Consider the following 15,671-nt stretch of genomic DNA (forward strand, 5'->3'; position numbering starts at 1 on the left):
ACAAAACCTTGTTGGCCGCCGCGATGTTCTCCGCCCGCGCACACCCCGTCAACGCCGACAACGCGGCGGCTGCATCGTCGTAATCAACCACATACCCGGGAGTCGGGAGGCCCTCGCCGCAGGTGGTCTCACCTGCGGTGTTTCCCCGAGATTCCCCAGTATCGAACATACAAGCGAGTCTATCTGTGGCCACCGACAAGAATCTGGTCGACGGTGTAGCGGCGTTCGCCGCCAGCGGAGCAGTCAGAGGGCGAGCATGACGTCGGCGACCTGGTCGCCCGCGGCGTGCCGCAGGGCAGCACCCATGTCGTCGAGGACGAGCAGTCGCGCCCCGGGGATCTCGGCGGCGAGGACCTCGCCGTTCCCGGCCGGGAAGAACGGGTCTCCGCGACCGTGCACCACGAGCGTGGGCACGTCGAGCTCACCGAGCCGCTCCCGCCATCGCGGGGCGCAGTCGATCCGGGAGAAGACCATCCCGAGCTGATTCGCCTGGTGCACCGCGGGATCGCTCGACGGCGTCCGGTCCCAGATTCGGGCCGCCATCGCCCGCGACTCCTCCGGATCGTCGCCCATCCGCTCGGCCCGCTCAGCGGCGAACGCCGCGACGGCATCCCGGTCGGTCCAGTCCGGCAGCGGGTGGGTGAACAGCGGGCCCATGACCGCGGGGTCGTGGTCCGGCAGGTCTTCGTCGACCGGGCCGGGTGCCACCGGCCTGGTGCCGACGAGGGTCAGTGCGGAGAACACGTCCGGGTGGTCCAGCGCGGCGACCTGAGCGACCATCCCGCCGACGCCGACCCCGCCGAGATGGGCGGTCCCGGCGCCGAGCACTGCGACCAGCGCGGCCCCGTCGGCTACGAGATCCCGAAGGTCGTACCCCGGATTCTCAGGGTCGAGGGTCGTCGATGCGCCGGAGTCGCGCAGGTCGTAGCGGACCACGCGCCGCCCGCCCGACGCGAGCCGCTCGCACAGCGCGTCGGGCCAGGACAACATCGTTGTGCCGCCGACCAGCAGCACCAGCGGATCGTCCTCGCGGCCGAAGCTCTCGATGCCGAGATCCACACCGTTCGCCCGTATCGAGGTCATGTCAGATCGAAACGGTCTCGTCACGCCTGGGCTCCTGCCTGTCGTCTATATCCAGAGATATAGACGACGGACTCACCCGAAAGTCATCGGTGCAGCCGCTCCAGCACCGCGTCGTGCAGCAGGCCGTTGCTCGCCACCGCGCTGCCGCCGTGCGGGCCCGCGCGGCCGTCCAGTGCGGTGAAGCGTCCGCCCGCCTCGCGCACCAGGATGTCCAACGGCGCCAGGTCCCACAGCGAGACCTCGGGCTCGGCGGCGATCTCGAGCGCGCCCTCGGCGAGTAGGCAGTAGGAGAAGAAGTCGCCGTAGCCCCGGACCCGCCACACCTCGTCGGTGAGCGCGATGAACTGATCGCGGATCCCGCGGTCGCGCCAGCCGCTCAGGCTCGCGAAGCTCAGGCTCGCGGACTCCAGCCGGTCCACCGCGGACACCGAGATCCGGGTGGGCTCGCCGCCGTCGAACGACGCGAAGGCGCCCGCGCCCTCGGCCGCCCACCAGCGCCGCGACAGGGCGGGGGCGCTGATGACGCCGACCACCGGGATCCCGTCCTGCAACAGCGCGATCAGCGTGGCCCACACCGGGACCCCCCGGACGAAGTTCTTGGTGCCGTCGATCGGGTCGACCACCCACTGCCTGCCCTCGAACGTCGCGTCGCCGCCGAACTCCTCGCCCAGCACGGCGTCGTCCGGGCGTTCCGCCGCGAGCACCGCCCGCACCGCACGCTCGACCGCGAGGTCGGCGTCCGAGACCGGGGTGAGGTCGGGCTTGTCGTCGACCTTGAGGTCGAGCGCGCCGAAGCGGGCCCTGGTGATGGTGTCGGCCTCATCGGCGATGCGCAGTGCGAGTTCGAGATCGGTCACGGCGACGACGGTACTTGACCGGCGCAGGACTTCCTCGTCGCTTCACCGGGTATTCAGCCCGAAGCGGGTGGTCGTTTCGCCGCGAGGGTCACCATCGGACCGTGATGCTGACACGGCGCCGTGTTCTCGCCGGAGGTGGCGCGCTGGCGGGGCTCGCCGCGGCACAATTCGTCGGTATGACCGCGCAGACGTCCGGCATGCCGTCCCCGGTGAGGCGGAAACCGCCGACGGCCGCCTGGTTCGACGTGATCTCCGACATCCAGGGCGACCTCGCCGATCTCGACCGCGCGCTCAACAATCTGGTCACCTTCGGCCCAGCCGACGCGTTGCTCGTCAACGGCGACCTCACCCCGAGCGGACGCATCGACGAATACGAGCAGCTGTTCGACCGGCTGGGGCGGACGGCCCATCCGGAGGCGCTGTACACGATCGGCAACCACGAGTTCTACAACGACGAACCGAGCGCTGTGTCCGTCGACAGGTTCCTGCGGTACTCGGCGATGCCGGGCCTGTACTCGGCGCACGAGGTGGCCGGGGTGCCGGTGATCCGGCTCGGCACCATCGACGGCAGCGAGGCGAGCGGGCACTGCGTGATCCTCGGCCGCACCCAACTGGACTGGCTGAGGGACACGCTCGAGAAGTGCCCGCGCGAACGCCCGGTACTGGTGATGAGCCACCATGCGCTGCCGGGCACGGTGTCGGGGACATTCACCGATCCGCTCACCCAGGCTCCGAAGATCTACGGCAGCGACTACGCGGAGTCCGACGAGCTGCTGACGATCCTCGGCGGGTTTCCCAACGTGCTGCTGCTCAGCGGGCACACGCACTGGAGCCTGTACCGCGAGGACTGGCTGAGCCGGCGGACCGTGCCGGGCGGGCACCCGGACGGGTTCGCCGCGGTCAACACCGGCGCCGTGCAGACCGGGTTCGGACCGGACGGCAGCGGCGGCGAGCAGCCACTCGACCGGAAGGAGAATCAGGGCCTGCGGATTGAGGTGGACGGCCCGACCGTCCGGATCCGCGCGCTGGACTTCCGGCGTGCCGCGGTGATCCGAACCGCGGAGTTCCGCGTCGACGGTGGCGACGCATTCAGCTGAGAGCGACCGCGGCGGCGTTCCGGCGCGCGCACCGGTAACCTTGATACTTGTGCATCCCGACGTTTCCGCAGACCTGGCCGAGCTCAACACCACCCTCACCACCGTCGAGCGGGTGCTGGACGTCGAAGAGCTGCGCAGGCGCATCGACGAACTCGAGCACCAGGCGGCTGATCCCGAGCTGTGGAACAACCAGGAGCACGCCCAGCAGGTGACCAGCCAGCTCTCCCACGCGCAGTCCGAACTGCGCCGGGTCGAGGGCCTGCGCGGACGCCTCGACGACATGCCGGTGCTCTACGAGCTGGCCGAGGACGAGGGTGCCGACGCCGTCGCGGACGCCGACGCGGAGCGCGCCACCCTGCGCACCGACATCGAGGCGATGGAAGTCAAGACCATGCTCTCCGGCGAGTACGACGAGCGCGACGCGCTGGTCAACATCCGGTCCGGCGCGGGCGGCATCGACGCCGCCGACTGGGCCGAGATGTTGATGCGGATGTACATCCGGTGGGCCGAGAAGCACGGCTACGGCGTCGAGGTCTACGACACCTCCTACGCGGAAGAGGCCGGCATCAAGAGCGCCACCTTCGCGGTGAAGGCGCCGTACAGCTACGGCACCCTGTCCGTGGAGATGGGCACCCACCGCCTCGTGCGGATCAGCCCGTTCGACAACCAGGGTCGCCGGCAGACCTCCTTCGCGGAGGTCGAGGTGTTGCCCGTGGTCGAGACCACCGACCACATCGACGTCAACGAGAACGACGTCCGCGTCGACGTCTACCGCTCCTCGGGTCCAGGCGGTCAGTCCGTCAACACCACCGACTCGGCGGTGCGGCTCACGCACATCCCGACCGGCATCGTGGTCACCTGTCAGAACGAGAAGTCGCAGCTGCAGAACAAGGTGTCCGCGATGCGGGTGCTGCAGGCCAAGCTGCTCGAGGTCAAGCGCAAGGAAGAGCGCGCCGAGATGGATGCGCTCAAGGGTGACGGCGGCAGCTCCTGGGGTAACCAGATGCGCTCCTACGTGCTGCACCCGTACCAGATGGTCAAGGACCTGCGCACCGAATACGAGGTGAACAACCCGTCCGCGGTTCTCGACGGCGACATCGACGGATTCCTCGAGTCCGGCATCCGCTGGCGGATGAGCGCGGAGCAGGTCTAGCCGGTGGTCTCGGCCCTCGTTCTCTCCCCGGAATCCTCGCGGTTCGTCACCTGGCTGGAGTCGAGCGGCCTGGAGATCGTCCTCTACGTGCTCGGCGGAATGTTGATGGCGCGGTTCCTGAGCTGGGCCGGGAACAAGGTCACGGATCGGATCGATCTCAACTACCACCAGGGCGACGCGCTGGTCCGCTCGGAGGCGACCAAGCACCGGCACGCGCTGGCCCAGGTGATCACCTGGGTGCTCATCACCATCGTCTACACCCTGGTCACCATCGAGGTACTGCAACGCCTCGGGTTCTCGGTGGCCAGCCTGGTCGCGCCCGCGACGGTGCTCGGCGCCGCGCTCGGCTTCGGTGCGCAGCGGATCGTGCAGGACATCCTGGCAGGCTTCTTCATCATCACCGAGCGGCAGTACGGCTTCGGCGACGTCGTGCGGATCGCGGTCACCGGATCGTCGGAGGACGCCTACGGCACCGTCGAGGACGTGACCCTGCGGGTGACGCGGCTGCGGTCCTCGGACGGCGAGGTCATCACGGTGCCCAACGGGCAGATCGTCAAGGCCGTCAACCTGTCCAAGGACTGGGCGCGCGCGGTGGTCGACGTGCCGATCCCCGCGACCGCGGACCTCAACCACGTCAACGACGTGCTGCGGTCCGTCGGCCGGGAGGCGTTCGCGGACCTCGACCTGGAGCCGCTGCTCCTCGACGAGCCGTCGGTGATGGGCGTGGAGAGCATCGAACTCGACACGGTGAACATTCGGATGGTGGCGCGCACCCTGCCGGGCAAGCAGTTCCAGGTGGGCCGCGAGCTGCGGGTGCGGGTGGCCGCGGCGCTGCGCAAGGAGGGCATCCTGGTCGGCCCGGAGTTGTCCGCGGACCAGATCGGGGACACCAGGTGACCAACGAGCACGAGGAGCACGAGACCCCGGGCAAGCACGAGCGGCGCTGGGTCCTGCCGGAGAAGTTGTTCGGCCGGGCCAGGACCTCGACGGTGATCCTGGGCGTCGCGTTCCTGGCCACGCTGCTGCTGTACGGATACCTCAACCAGGACCCGGAAAACACCGAGACCGGCCAGGTGGCCCCGGTGCCGACGACCCCCCGGTCACCGGAGTACACGGAGCCGACCACGAGCACCCCGCCCACCACCAGCGCGGTGCCGTCGACCACGGCCGAGGCGACCACCACCACCCCGTCGCCGACGACCCCTCCCGCCATCGTGCTGCCGCCGTGGGTGTCCGTCCCGTCCGGGATGGAGCTGCCGCCCGGTGTCGTGACGGCCACCCCTGAGGCGCCGACTTCGGCGCCCACACCCACCCCGTAGGGCCTGGACCTGCAGGTCCGCCGAAACCTAAGGTCACCGTCGGATAACGGCTAAACTGGCTCCCCGTGATCAGCGTGGAGAATGTGTCCAAGTCCTACAAGACCTCTTCGAGGCCTGCACTGGACAAGGTGAATGTCTCGGTGGACAAGGGCGAGTTCGTCTTCCTGATCGGCCCGTCCGGGTCCGGGAAGTCCACCTTCATGCGCCTGTTGCTCAAGGAGGACACCCCCACCTCGGGCGACATCAGGGTCGGCGACTTCCACGTGAACCGGCTGTCCGCGCGGCGGGTACCGAAGCTGCGGCAGAGCATCGGATGCGTTTTCCAGGACTTCCGGCTGCTGCAGCAGAAGACGGTGACCGAGAACGTGGCCTTCGCGCTCGAGGTGATCGGCAAGCCCCGCAACATGATCGATCGCACCGTCCCCGAGGTGCTGGACCTGGTCGGCCTGTCCGGCAAGGCGGACCGCCTGCCCACCGAACTCTCCGGCGGCGAGCAGCAGCGTGTCGCCATCGCGCGGGCGTTCGTGAACCGGCCGCTGGTGCTGCTCGCCGACGAGCCCACCGGCAACCTCGACCCCGACACCACCGGCGACATCATGCTGCTGCTGGAACGGATCAACCGCACCGGAACCACCGTGCTGATGGCCACCCACGACCACCACATCGTCGACTCGATGCGGCGCCGGGTGGTCGAACTGGACCTCGGACGCGTGGTGCGCGACGAGGCCCGCGGTGTCTACGGCGTGGGGCGCTAGGCACACCGACCCCTCGCCGTCCCACCCCGACATACGAAGGACAAGACTTTCCGATGCGCGCCAGCTTCATCTTCAGCGAGGTTTTCACCGGCCTGCGCCGCAACATCACCATGACCATCGCGATGATCCTGACGACCGCGATCTCGCTCGCCCTGTTCGGCGGCGGACTGCTCGTCGTCCAGATGGCGGGAAAGACCCAGCAGATCTTCCTCGATCGGGTCGAGGTGCAGATCTTCCTCACCGACGACGTGTCGATCTCCGACCCCGACTGCGGCCAGGACATCTGCGCGGCCCTGCGCAGCGACCTCGAGAACACCCCGTCGGTGGTGTCCGTGCAGTACCTCAACCGGGCGGACGCGGTGGCGGACGCCAAGGAGCGGGTGTTCAAGGATCAGCCCGAGCTCGCCTCGATGGTGAGCGAGGACTCGTTGCCCGCCTCGTTCAAGATCAAGCTCAGCGACCCCGAGCGGTTCGGCGTCATCAACGATTCGTTCGGCACCCGGCCGGGTGTGCAGAGCGTGCTCAACCAGCGCGACCTGGTCGAGCGGTTGTTCAGCGTGCTGAACGGAATCCGTAACGCGGCCTTCGCGATTGCCATCGTGCAGGCGATCGCGTCGATCCTGTTGATCGCGAACATGGTGCAGATCGCCGCGTTCACCCGCCGCACCGAGGTGGGAATCATGCGGCTCGTCGGCGCCACCCGCTGGTACACCCAGCTCCCGTTCCTGCTGGAGGCGGTGGTCGCAGCGCTGATCGGTGCGGTGCTGGCGATCGCCGGCCTGTTCACCGCGAAGAACCTGTTCATCGACGACGTCCTCACCGACGTCTACGACGCGAACATCGTCGCCCGGATCTCGAACAGCGACGTGCTGCTGGTGTCGCCGTTCCTGGTGCTCGTCGGCGTCGGCATGGCCGCGTTCACCGCGTACATCACGCTGCGGCTCTATGTCCGCGAGTAATCGGTTGCGCCCCGGGCCTATCCTGGGGACAGAACTCGATCACTGCGCGGACTGAAGGGGCCCGAACGTGAAGGAAAAGGGCCGCAAGGTCATCGCGAGCAATCGCAAGGCACGGCACAACTATTCGATCATCGACGTCTACGAGGCGGGCATCGCGCTGGTCGGCACCGAGGTGAAGAGCCTGCGCGAGGGCAAGGCGTCGCTGGTCGACGCGTTCGCCACCGTCGACGACGGTGAGGTGTGGCTGCGCGGGCTGCACATCCCGGAGTACACCCAGGGCAGCTGGACCAACCACTCGCCGAGGCGGACCAGGAAGCTGCTGCTGCACAAGCGCGAGATCGAGCATCTCGTCGGCAAGACCAGGGAGGGAAACCAGACGCTGGTCCCGCTCTCGATGTACTTCTCGGACGGCAAGGTCAAGGTGGAGCTCGCCCTCGCGAAGGGCAAGCAGGACTACGACAAGCGTCAGGACATCGCGCGCCGGACAGCCGAGCGCGAGGTCACCCGTGAGCTGGGCCGTCGGGTGAAGGGCATGAGCCGCTAACGGCCGATCTGGGCGGCCAGTGCGTCGGGCATCAGCTCGTATCGCAGGTGACAGCGGGAGAATTCGGCGTTGCCGTGCACGAGTGAATTGAGCTCGACGGGGTAGCGGGCGAGCTCGATCTCGGGCACCTCCGCGCGCAGCAGCGACAGCCCCGGTCCCTTCGTCTCGGTCCCGAGGACCCGGCCACGCCGGGCGGACAGGTCGCTGAGCACGGCGCCGAGGTAGTCGTCCGGGAGGGTCACGGCGACCGCGGCGACCGGTTCGAGCAGCCGGATCGAGGTGTGCCCCGCCGCGTCGCGCAGTGCGAGGCTCGCGGCGGTCTGGAAGGCGGCGTCCGATGAGTCCACCGAGTGCGCCTTCCCGTCGACCAGAGTCACCCGCACGTCCACCAGTGGATGACCGGTCGCGACCCCCTTCTCCAACTGGGCGCGTACCCCCTTTTCGACGGACGGGATGAAGCCCTTCGGGACCGCCCCGCCCACCACGTGCTCGCGGAACTCGAATCCGGAGCCGGTCGGCAGCGGTTCGACCTCGAGGTCGCAGATCGCGTACTGGCCGTGGCCGCCGGACTGCTTGACCAGTCGCCCGTGCCCGGAGGCGTTGCCGCCGAACGTCTCCCGCAGCGCCACCTGGTAGGGCACGGTGTCGACGTGGACGCCGTGACGGTTGCGCAGCCGGTCGAGGGCGACCTCGGCGTGCGCGTCGCCGGTGCACCACAGCACGATCTGGTGGGTGTCCGGGTTCTGTTCCAGCCGCAGGGCCGGGTCCTCGGCGGTCAGTCGGGCCAGCGCCTGGGAGAGCTTGTCCTCGTCGGTCTTGCTGTGCGCCTCGACGCCGATCGGCAGCAGCGGCACCGGCAGCGCCCAGGCGTCCAGCGCGGCCGGGTGTTCGGTGTCGCCGATGGTGTCCCCGATGTGCGCAGTGAGCTTGGGGATACAGACGATGTCGCCTGCCACCGCCTCGGGCACCGGTCGCTGCAGCTTCCCGAAGGGACCGGTGAGGGTGGTGACCTTCTCGTCGGCGGATCCGTCCGAGCCGGCAGCCGCGCCCCCGACGTGGACGTGGGTGTCGGGGAGCAATGTGCCCGCGAAGACGCGGACGAGGCTGATGCGGCCGACGTAGGCGTCGCCGGTGATGCGGATGACCTGGGCCGCGAGCGGCGCGGCCGGGTCTGCGGCTGGTGCGGGTCCGCGGCGGTGGGTGGGGTCCGGGAACGCGCCGGTGATGAGGTCGAGCAGTTCGGCCGCGCCGACGCCGTCGTCGGTGACGGCGAGCGCGGGATGCAGCGCACAGTCGACGATCTCCCGGCGCAGGCCGTCGGTGAGCGCCTCCTCGTCGAGCGGTTCACCCGCGAGATAGCGCTCCATCAGGGTGTCGTCCTGACCCGAGATGGCCTCGACCAGGCTCTCGCGCGCGGCCTCGGCCTCTGGGCACGGCCCGGGTTCGCCGTAGCTGCGGCCGGTGAGCAGGCCGAGGGACCCGCGGGGTCGGCCGTCGCTGAAGACCGGGAGGTAGACCGGCCGGAGGGTGTCGGTGCCGAGGCCGAAGGCGTCGTGGCAGGCGGTGAGGATGTCGTCGAAGCCGCTGCGGGCCACGTCGAGTTTCGCCACCACGATCGCCCGGGGTATCGCGGCCGCCGCGCATTCGCGCCACAGGGCCCGGGTGGGTGCGGTCACCGGGTCGGTGGCAGAGACCACGAAGACGGCGGCGTCGGCGGCGTGCAGACCGGCCCGTAGTTCGGCGCCGAAGTCGGGGTGGCCCGGTGGGTCGAGGAGGTTGACCTTGCAGCCGTTCCACTCCAACGGCACGACCGCGAGCTGGACCGATCGCTGCTGGTGGTGCTCGATCTCCTCGTAGTCGGAGACGGTGTTGCCGTCGGGGATCCGGCCGGCCCGGCCGATGGCGCCTGCCGCCAGCGCGAGCGATTCGGCGAGGGTGGTCTTACCCGCGCCGCTGCAGCCGATCAGGACCACGTTGCGCAGTTGCTCGGGACGCGACGCTGGCGGGGCACTGCCCGCGCGAACCGTCATCCGGTCGGCCATCGATGTCTCCTCCCGCAGCGACGGGCTGACCCGAGTCTAGGCGGGGCAGCCCGTCGGCACAGGCAATGCGACGGAGGAATTCCTACTTCGCGACGCGCTCCCACATCTGCAGGTAGGCCTCGGCGCCGCGGCTCATGTCCTCGATGATCTGATCGCCGTCGTCGCCTGCCGCGATCCGCATGTCCGCGATCCAGTCCGGGATCAGTCCGTACTGCGCGACGCCGTCGGTGTTCAGGTCGAAGACGCGCTCGCCGGTGCGTTGACGGTCCATCGTGGTGCCGCCGTCGAAGGTGGTGTACGGATACCGCAGCGGCTTGGTGTCGGTGTCCTCACGCGGCCGCGCCTGCGGGCCGAAGCCGTTGGTGTCTGCGCCGTAGCCGAAGCCGTAGTAGTAGTCCTCGCTGCGATCCGCGCGGGCCTCGCGCCAGGCGGTGACGAAGTTCTCCTTGCGGGGGTCGGTGTCGAGGCCGGACGCGTAGGCGGCGACGAAGCCGCCGAGCGCGTAGATCCGCTCGTAGTTCAGCGGGTCGGTCCAGCTGTGGCTGGAGACCACGCCGGAGTATTTCGCCTTCTCGAGGATCCGCAGGGTGTCCTCGGCGGTCTTGACGCTCATGTGGTCGACATCGACGATCATGCCGCGGTCCATCATGCCGCGGACCATGTGCTCGCCGAGCTTCGTCAGCCCGCGGACGTTGCAGAGCGGACCCTTGGGGTAAACCGGCGTGGTGACGCCGGGCGGTAGCGCGGCAAGCGCCTCGGCCGGCCCGTCGCCGACGGAGAGCAACGGGTTGTCGTGCACCGGTCCGGTGCACGGCTCGGCCTCCCAGAACCTGCCGGTGCCGATGAAGTTGCCCGCGTTGACCGCGACGCCCTGGATACCGCCGTCGAAGCGGACACCGCCGAAGGCGTTGTCGAACTTGTGCGTGACGATCATCTGCCGCACGCCCATCGCATAGACCTCGTCGAGGCCGCGGTCGATGTCGGCTTCGGTGCACTGCGGCACGCCGTCGCGCAGCGCGCACCCGAACGGCTCGGACGTCTCGATGCCGATGGTCACCGCGAGCTTGCCCTCGCCTGTGACCTTGCGGACGTCCTCGGGGGAGCTGACGATCCGGAACCAGCCGCGGCCGGGGCCGCCGTACTGGGCATCGATGTAGTCCTGCATCTCGCGGACCTGCGTGGCCTGCGCGCGGATGGTGTCCATGTCGTTGCAGGAACGGTTCTTGAGCGGGTAGACGTCGCACAGCACCCGGTTGTTCACCAGGAGGTTGGTGAAGATGCGGAGGCCGCCGCGCCAGGCCCGTTCCACCCACTTGTAGTAGGTCTGCTCGTGGGTCAGCGAGTCCGGGTGCGGCCAGTCGGCGAAGGTCGGCCAGCCGGTGGTGTCGTGCTCGGCGACCGGGCTGCCGTGCGAGAGGATGTTCTCGAGCAGCGCGGGCATGCCGTCGCTGCCGTGGTCCGCGCAGTCCTTCAGTGCGACGGTGATGCCCTGCGGGTCGAAGGGGGTGCCGCAGTGCACCTGTCCGCCGATGAACAGGTTGGCGTCGAGGTGCACGTGCGCGTCGATGAAGCCGCGCACCTCGCCGTTCGGTCCGGTGCCGGAGAGCGGCTTACCGGTCGCGTTCACCTCGGAGTCGGGGAAATCCGCGCAGCCCTCGGCCGGGGTGAGGACAAACCGTCCGCCCGCGGGATTGGTGCCGGGGTCGGTGAGCTCCATGTTCCCGTTGGCGGCGGCGAGCTGGCTGCCGTTGGAGGTTGCCGTGATGGCGTAGGTGCCCTCGGTGTGCGTCAGGGTCCAGTCGGTGGTCGGCAGCGCGTCGCGGGTCGAGACCACCGCGCGCTTGCCGTCATGGGCGAGCATGTCGCCGCCCCTGCCGTAGAACATGAACCGGCCCAACTGCGCCGCGTGCGTGCGGAACGCCTCGGCGCCCGCGAGCGAGTCCGCGTCTGCGCGGTAGCCGCCATCGGCGCGGCGGACGTACTTCCCGCCCTCGTCCGACTTCAGGGCGTAGCAGCCGTTGGCCAGCCCGAAGACGGGATCGTCGCCGGGGCCGGTAGGAGCGGGCGACGGCTGCGACGCCGCGATCCCACCGCCGGCCAGGACCAGCGCCAGCGTCACGGCGAGAGTGTGTACCCAGCGTCGGCGCGTACGCCCCGGTTGCTGTCTCATGAGCGTCCGATATCCCCTGTCAATCCGCTTACTGATTTGCCGAGAAGAGTAGATCATTTTGGACAATCGTCCAGGTGAAACGCCGGGGAAGTAATCGGGATGATTTCCCGGCGCGGGGGCGTTACAGTGTGTGGTCCCAGCATGGTGCTGGGTACGTACGGGGCTGAACGGTTTCGACTTTGTACGTTGAGTTAGGGGAAGCGTGTCGGTGCAGGCAAGAGACCACCGTAAGCGTCGCTGCAAACCTATAAGCGCCGATTCCAATCAGCGCGACTACGCTCTCGCTGCCTAAGTAGCGAAGCGTGTCTGTCAGTCCGATCTCGCCCTCGGGTCGGGTACTGGCATCAGCTAGAGGGCTTTACCTACCGGCTCGGTCACGGAGTCGGATGGGACATCAAACAGTGACTGGGATCGTCATCACGGCTTGTTCGCGAGACCGGGAGATCCAAGTAGAGGCTTAGCGAACTGCACACGGAGAAGCCCTAGCGATTCGGCGGAGGACCCGGGTTCGATTCCCGGCAGCTCCACAAACGAAGGCCCCGGACCACACGGTCCGGGGCCTTCGTCGTGTCGGGATGATCGGGGCGAGCCTCAGCAGTTGTTCGGCGCGGGACCACCGGCGAACCGGCCGTCCAGCCACCCGAAGGCGCCGGGTATCCCCTCGATGCTGGCCGGACCGTGATCGCCGGGAAGCACGTCGAACTGCACGGGAAGTCCGGCCGCACAGTAGTTGCGGACGGTCGCGGCCGCCGAATCCAGCGGGGCGAGCTGATCGCCCCTGCCGTGCCAGGCGTACAGCGGGGCCCGCGGGACCCCGCGGTACAGCATCAGGCTGTTCTCGTCGAAGATCGCCCGTACCGCGGGCGCGTGGATCCGGGCGGGATCGGCGGACACCTCGGCGGCGCTGTGGTTCGCCCCGGCGTCGATGATCTCCTGCGAGCACGCGTTCGTGATCCGGTCGCGCAGGGTCAGTCCGGCGGGGGTGAGTCCACTGGCCAACGGAATGGAGGACGGGTACTCGCGTTCGAGTCCCAGGGTGGCGGCGAAGCCGAGACCGAACAGCGGGTGCGGCGCGGTCCCGAGGCCGTTCGCGAGCTCGCTGAGGTTGGCAGGGACGCCGCCCTGCGCGATGCCGACGATGTTGAGTTCGGGCGCGTAGCTGGGCGCCAGTGCCCCCGCCCAGCCGCTGGTCATGCCGCCGCCCGAGTAGCCGACCACGCCGACGGGGCTCTGCCAGAGCCTGGCCTCGGGTAGTCGCTGCACCGCGCGGATCCCGTCGAGGACGATCTGGCCGCCGAGCCGGGCGGCGCCGTACGCGCTGGTCGGCCCGAGGTGATCGGGGAGCGCGACAGCCCAGCCCCGCAGCAGCATCAGGTTGATCAGCGGCGCCTCCTGGAGCTGCCCGTTGAACAGGGTGTGCGACGGCCCGCACCGTGTGCCGAGCGAATTGATGATCGTCTGATACGACACCAGCGGACGGTTCACCCCGCCGCGCGGGACCAGCACGGTGGTCACCGCGGCGATCGGGTGGCCCGTCGAGTTGGTGGAGCGGTAGCTGATCTGCCAGCCGTCGGCGTTGCCGTACCGCGAGACGTCGACCGGCCTGCTGCGCAGCACGTCGCCGTTCGCGCGGGCGCCCAGATCCGGTGGTGCCCAGTAGAACGGATCGGGATCGGGCGCAGGCATCAGCGGCTGCGCCTGGGCTGGCGGCGGCGCGGCGATGGCCAGCGAGAATGCCAGCGCCAGCGCCGCGAACACGGCGGTGACGGAATCTCTGAGTGTGACTCGCATCGAATCCTCCAGTGATTCGGCCGTCCGTCAAGCACCCCCGCGCCATGACGCAGCTCACACTATCGAATCTCGGCGTGGTCTTCGGCGGTTATCGGCGCGACACCCCGGATCGAGGGCATGCTGTGACCGTGGATGCCCTGCCGATGTTCCCGCTCGGTGCCGTGCTGCTGCCCGGCGAACTGCTGCCGCTGCAGGTGTTCGAGCCGCGCTACCTCGAGATGATCGCCCACCTGACCTCCTCGCCGGACCTGATGCGGTTCGGCGTGGTGCTCATCTCCCGCGGCCACGAGGTGGGCGGCGGCGACCAGCGCACCGACGTCGGCACGGTGGCGCGCATCATCGACTGCGAGCAGGCTCCGGGCGGACGACTGTTGCTCGGATGCGTCGGGGAGCGGCGGATCCGGGTGCGGCGCTGGTTGCCGGACGACCCGTACCCGCGGGCCGACGTGGAGCCGTGGCCCGACGGGGGTGCGATGCACGGGGCGGAGGCGATCGACGAAGTCGGCGCGCTGGTGGACGAACTCGGTGGACTGCTGAGCCGGTCCGCGGCGCAGCACGGCATCCCGGCGCCCGAGTTCCCCCGGCTGGACGAGCTGCCCGGCGAGATGGGCGACCGCGTCTTCGCCCTCGCCGCGAGTCTGCCGCTCGTTGCGGCGGATCGGTTGCGTCTGCTGTCGGCTCCAGGTCCGGGCGAGCGACTGACGGTTCTCGCCGAGGCGCTCGGCGACGTGATCGCCGCGGTGCGATTCAGGCTGTCGGAGTAGATGATTCACGTGCGCGGTGAGGGAACGTTGCTCGCGGTCGTCGCGCTCGGCGGCGGAATCGGCGCGCTCGCGAGGTATGGCATCGCGCACGCGATCCCCACCCGGGAGATGCCGTGGGCGACGCTGATCACCAACGTGCTCGGCTGCCTGCTGATCGGCATCCTGATGGTGCTCATCACCGAGGTCGCGGCCGCGCACCGGTTGCTCCGGCCCTTCCTGGGAGTCGGGGTCCTCGGCGGCTTCACCACCTTCTCCACCTACGCGGTCGAGGTGCGGGGGCTGCTCGCGTCCGGCAGCTATCCGATCGCGTTCGTATATCTCGTCGGGACGGTTCTCGCGGCGCTCGCCGCCGTGCTGGCGGGGGTGTGGGGCGCGAGGTACGTCACCGGCGCCTTCGCCGGGAAGGGAGACTGAGATGTCCTATTCGCGCACGGAGCTGCGGCTGTCGATCATCCTCGGGCAGGACGACCTCTGGCATCACAAACCGAAGTATCAGGAGATCGTCAAGCGGGCCCGCACCGCGGGGCTGGGTGGGGCCAGCGTGTGGCGTGGCATCGAAGGCTACGGCGCCTCCGCGCACATCCACACCACCCGGCTCCTCGACCTGGCGGACGGGCTGCCGCTGCTGGTGGTCGCGGTGGACACCGAGCAGCGGATCCGCGAGTTCCTGGACGGCATCGGCGAACTGCTCACCGAGGCCACCGTGACGCTGGAGGAAGTCGAGCGGGTGCACTTCACCGAGGACCGGCCGTGACGGTGGTGCTGGTGGTCGTCGGCGGCATGGTCGGTGCTCCGGCGCGGTTCCTGCTCGACCGTGCCGTCGGTTCCCGCACCGACAGCGTGTTCCCGTGGGGAACCCTGACGGTGAACGTGATCGGATCGCTGATCCTCGGCGGCCTGGTCGGCGCCTCGGTCGGTCACGGCGGCCAGCTGATGGCGCTGGTGGGCACCGGATTCTGTGGGGCCCTGACCACGTACAGCACCTTCGGCTACGAGACGGTCCGGCTCGTCGAGGACGGGGTGCGCCTGTACGCGCTCGCCAACGTCGTGGTCAGCGTCGTGGCGGGGATCGCGGCCGCGGCCCTCGGGTTCGCCGTCGCGCACGCCCTGTTCGCGTGATCGAATGGCGGAGCGACA

16 protein-coding genes and 1 other RNA gene are annotated in these 15,671 nt (G+C 69.2%); 12 read left to right on the forward strand and 5 right to left on the reverse strand.

Translation table 11 applies throughout. The features are described from left to right. Nucleotides 1–243 precede the first annotated feature (243 nt). Together ACFXMV_RS12490 and hisN are read right to left on the reverse strand one after the other, a co-directional pair. Nucleotides 244–1,083 (reverse strand): alpha/beta fold hydrolase, encoded by an 840-nt coding sequence (locus ACFXMV_RS12490; protein WP_378502534.1) that lies wholly within the window; start codon nucleotides 1,081–1,083, stop codon nucleotides 244–246. A gap of 83 nt (nucleotides 1,084–1,166) precedes the next feature. Beyond that, the gene (gene hisN / locus ACFXMV_RS12495) at nucleotides 1,167–1,940 is read right to left on the reverse strand and encodes a histidinol-phosphatase (protein ID WP_378503263.1); all 774 of its coding nucleotides are present in this window, start codon (nucleotides 1,938–1,940) and stop codon (nucleotides 1,167–1,169) included. 104 nt (nucleotides 1,941–2,044) lie between these two features. Here hisN and ACFXMV_RS12500 point away from each other — a divergent pair, with 104 nt between their 5' ends. The 7 genes from ACFXMV_RS12500 (at nucleotide 2,045) to smpB (ending at nucleotide 7,767) form a co-directional block, all read left to right on the forward strand. Next, entirely contained in the window at nucleotides 2,045–3,037 is a 993-nt protein-coding gene (locus ACFXMV_RS12500; protein ID WP_378503301.1) for a metallophosphoesterase family protein, read from the forward strand. Nucleotides 3,038–3,086: 49 nt separating this feature from the next. Then, complete coding sequence (gene prfB, locus ACFXMV_RS12505; protein WP_378502286.1) at nucleotides 3,087–4,190, forward strand: peptide chain release factor 2; 1,104 nt, start codon at nucleotides 3,087–3,089, stop codon at nucleotides 4,188–4,190. A gap of 3 nt (nucleotides 4,191–4,193) precedes the next feature. After that, complete coding sequence (locus ACFXMV_RS12510) at nucleotides 4,194–5,087, forward strand: mechanosensitive ion channel family protein (RefSeq protein WP_378503264.1); 894 nt, start codon at nucleotides 4,194–4,196, stop codon at nucleotides 5,085–5,087. Further along, complete coding sequence (locus ACFXMV_RS12515) at nucleotides 5,084–5,509, forward strand: hypothetical protein (RefSeq protein WP_378503265.1); 426 nt, start codon at nucleotides 5,084–5,086, stop codon at nucleotides 5,507–5,509. The genes ACFXMV_RS12510 and ACFXMV_RS12515 overlap by 4 nt, the downstream gene beginning before the upstream one ends. Nucleotides 5,510–5,574: 65 nt before the next feature. Beyond that, on the forward strand, nucleotides 5,575–6,264 hold the full coding sequence (ftsE, locus tag ACFXMV_RS12520) for a cell division ATP-binding protein FtsE (RefSeq protein ID WP_378503266.1): 690 nt from the start codon (nucleotides 5,575–5,577) through the stop codon (nucleotides 6,262–6,264). Between the two features lie 53 nt (nucleotides 6,265–6,317). Then, nucleotides 6,318–7,223: a permease-like cell division protein FtsX gene (gene ftsX, locus ACFXMV_RS12525; RefSeq protein WP_378501674.1), complete on the forward strand. Its 906-nt coding sequence runs from the start codon at nucleotides 6,318–6,320 to the stop codon at nucleotides 7,221–7,223. Nucleotides 7,224–7,290: 67 nt separating this feature from the next. After that, nucleotides 7,291–7,767, forward strand: a complete 477-nt coding sequence (smpB, locus tag ACFXMV_RS12530) for an SsrA-binding protein SmpB (protein WP_378402518.1) — start codon at nucleotides 7,291–7,293, stop codon at nucleotides 7,765–7,767. On the opposite strand, the gene ACFXMV_RS12535 is transcribed toward smpB, so the two are convergent. Both ACFXMV_RS12535 and ACFXMV_RS12540 read right to left on the reverse strand, forming a co-directional pair. Further along, entirely contained in the window at nucleotides 7,764–9,809 is a 2,046-nt protein-coding gene (locus tag ACFXMV_RS12535) for an elongation factor G-like protein EF-G2 (RefSeq protein WP_378503267.1), read from the reverse strand. The two genes, smpB and ACFXMV_RS12535, sit on opposite strands and share 4 nt — an antisense overlap. Before the next feature lie 82 nt (nucleotides 9,810–9,891). Beyond that, nucleotides 9,892–11,928: a membrane dipeptidase gene (locus ACFXMV_RS12540; protein ID WP_378501693.1), complete on the reverse strand. Its 2,037-nt coding sequence runs from the start codon at nucleotides 11,926–11,928 to the stop codon at nucleotides 9,892–9,894. Between the two features lie 210 nt (nucleotides 11,929–12,138). Between ACFXMV_RS12540 and ssrA the strand changes: the two genes are divergently transcribed. Next, nucleotides 12,139–12,509, forward strand: a transfer-messenger RNA (tmRNA) gene (gene ssrA, locus ACFXMV_RS12545). A gap of 61 nt (nucleotides 12,510–12,570) precedes the next feature. Here the strand turns inward: ssrA and ACFXMV_RS12550 are convergent. Then, a complete protein-coding gene (locus ACFXMV_RS12550; protein WP_378503268.1) occupies nucleotides 12,571–13,770 on the reverse strand; it encodes a lipase family protein in 1,200 nt (399 codons plus the stop codon). Nucleotides 13,771–13,814: 44 nt separating this feature from the next. Between ACFXMV_RS12550 and ACFXMV_RS12555 the strand changes: the two genes are divergently transcribed. From ACFXMV_RS12555 to crcB (ACFXMV_RS12570), 4 genes are read left to right on the forward strand one after another with little or no spacing between them, the layout of a single operon-like run. Continuing rightward, nucleotides 13,815–14,534, forward strand: coding sequence for an LON peptidase substrate-binding domain-containing protein (locus tag ACFXMV_RS12555; RefSeq protein WP_378500277.1), 720 nt, complete (start codon nucleotides 13,815–13,817; stop codon nucleotides 14,532–14,534). Continuing rightward, nucleotides 14,535–14,948, forward strand: coding sequence for a fluoride efflux transporter CrcB (crcB, locus tag ACFXMV_RS12560; RefSeq protein ID WP_378500276.1), 414 nt, complete (start codon nucleotides 14,535–14,537; stop codon nucleotides 14,946–14,948). It begins immediately after the preceding gene. 1 nt (nucleotide 14,949) lies between these two features. Further along, the gene (locus ACFXMV_RS12565; RefSeq protein ID WP_378500275.1) at nucleotides 14,950–15,288 is read left to right on the forward strand and encodes a DUF190 domain-containing protein; all 339 of its coding nucleotides are present in this window, start codon (nucleotides 14,950–14,952) and stop codon (nucleotides 15,286–15,288) included. After that, on the forward strand, nucleotides 15,285–15,653 hold the full coding sequence (gene crcB, locus ACFXMV_RS12570) for a fluoride efflux transporter CrcB (RefSeq protein WP_378500274.1): 369 nt from the start codon (nucleotides 15,285–15,287) through the stop codon (nucleotides 15,651–15,653). The genes ACFXMV_RS12565 and crcB (ACFXMV_RS12570) overlap by 4 nt, the downstream gene beginning before the upstream one ends. Nucleotides 15,654–15,671 lie beyond the last annotated feature (18 nt).

It is taken from the genome of Rhodococcus sp. NPDC059179 (assembly GCF_042754885.1).
Classification (GTDB): Bacteria; Actinomycetota; Actinomycetes; order Mycobacteriales; family Mycobacteriaceae; genus Rhodococcus_G.

Bases quoted from the DNA above. Each gene is read 5' to 3' on its own strand.
- ACFXMV_RS12490 (WP_378502534.1), bottom strand. From the start codon at position 1,083: ATGACCTCGATACGGGCGAACGGTGTGGATCTCGGCATCGAGAGCTTC.
- ACFXMV_RS12500 (WP_378503301.1), top strand. From the start codon at position 2,045: ATGCTGACACGGCGCCGTGTTCTCGCCGGAGGTGGCGCGCTGGCGGGG.
- ftsX (WP_378501674.1), top strand. From the start codon at position 6,318: ATGCGCGCCAGCTTCATCTTCAGCGAGGTTTTCACCGGCCTGCGCCGC.
- ACFXMV_RS12535 (WP_378503267.1), bottom strand. From the start codon at position 9,809: ATGGCCGACCGGATGACGGTTCGCGCGGGCAGTGCCCCGCCAGCGTCG.
- ACFXMV_RS12550 (WP_378503268.1), bottom strand. From the start codon at position 13,770: ATGCGAGTCACACTCAGAGATTCCGTCACCGCCGTGTTCGCGGCGCTG.
- ACFXMV_RS12555 (WP_378500277.1), top strand. From the start codon at position 13,815: ATGACGCAGCTCACACTATCGAATCTCGGCGTGGTCTTCGGCGGTTAT.
- crcB (WP_378500276.1), top strand. From the start codon at position 14,535: ATGATTCACGTGCGCGGTGAGGGAACGTTGCTCGCGGTCGTCGCGCTC.
- ACFXMV_RS12565 (WP_378500275.1), top strand. From the start codon at position 14,950: ATGTCCTATTCGCGCACGGAGCTGCGGCTGTCGATCATCCTCGGGCAG.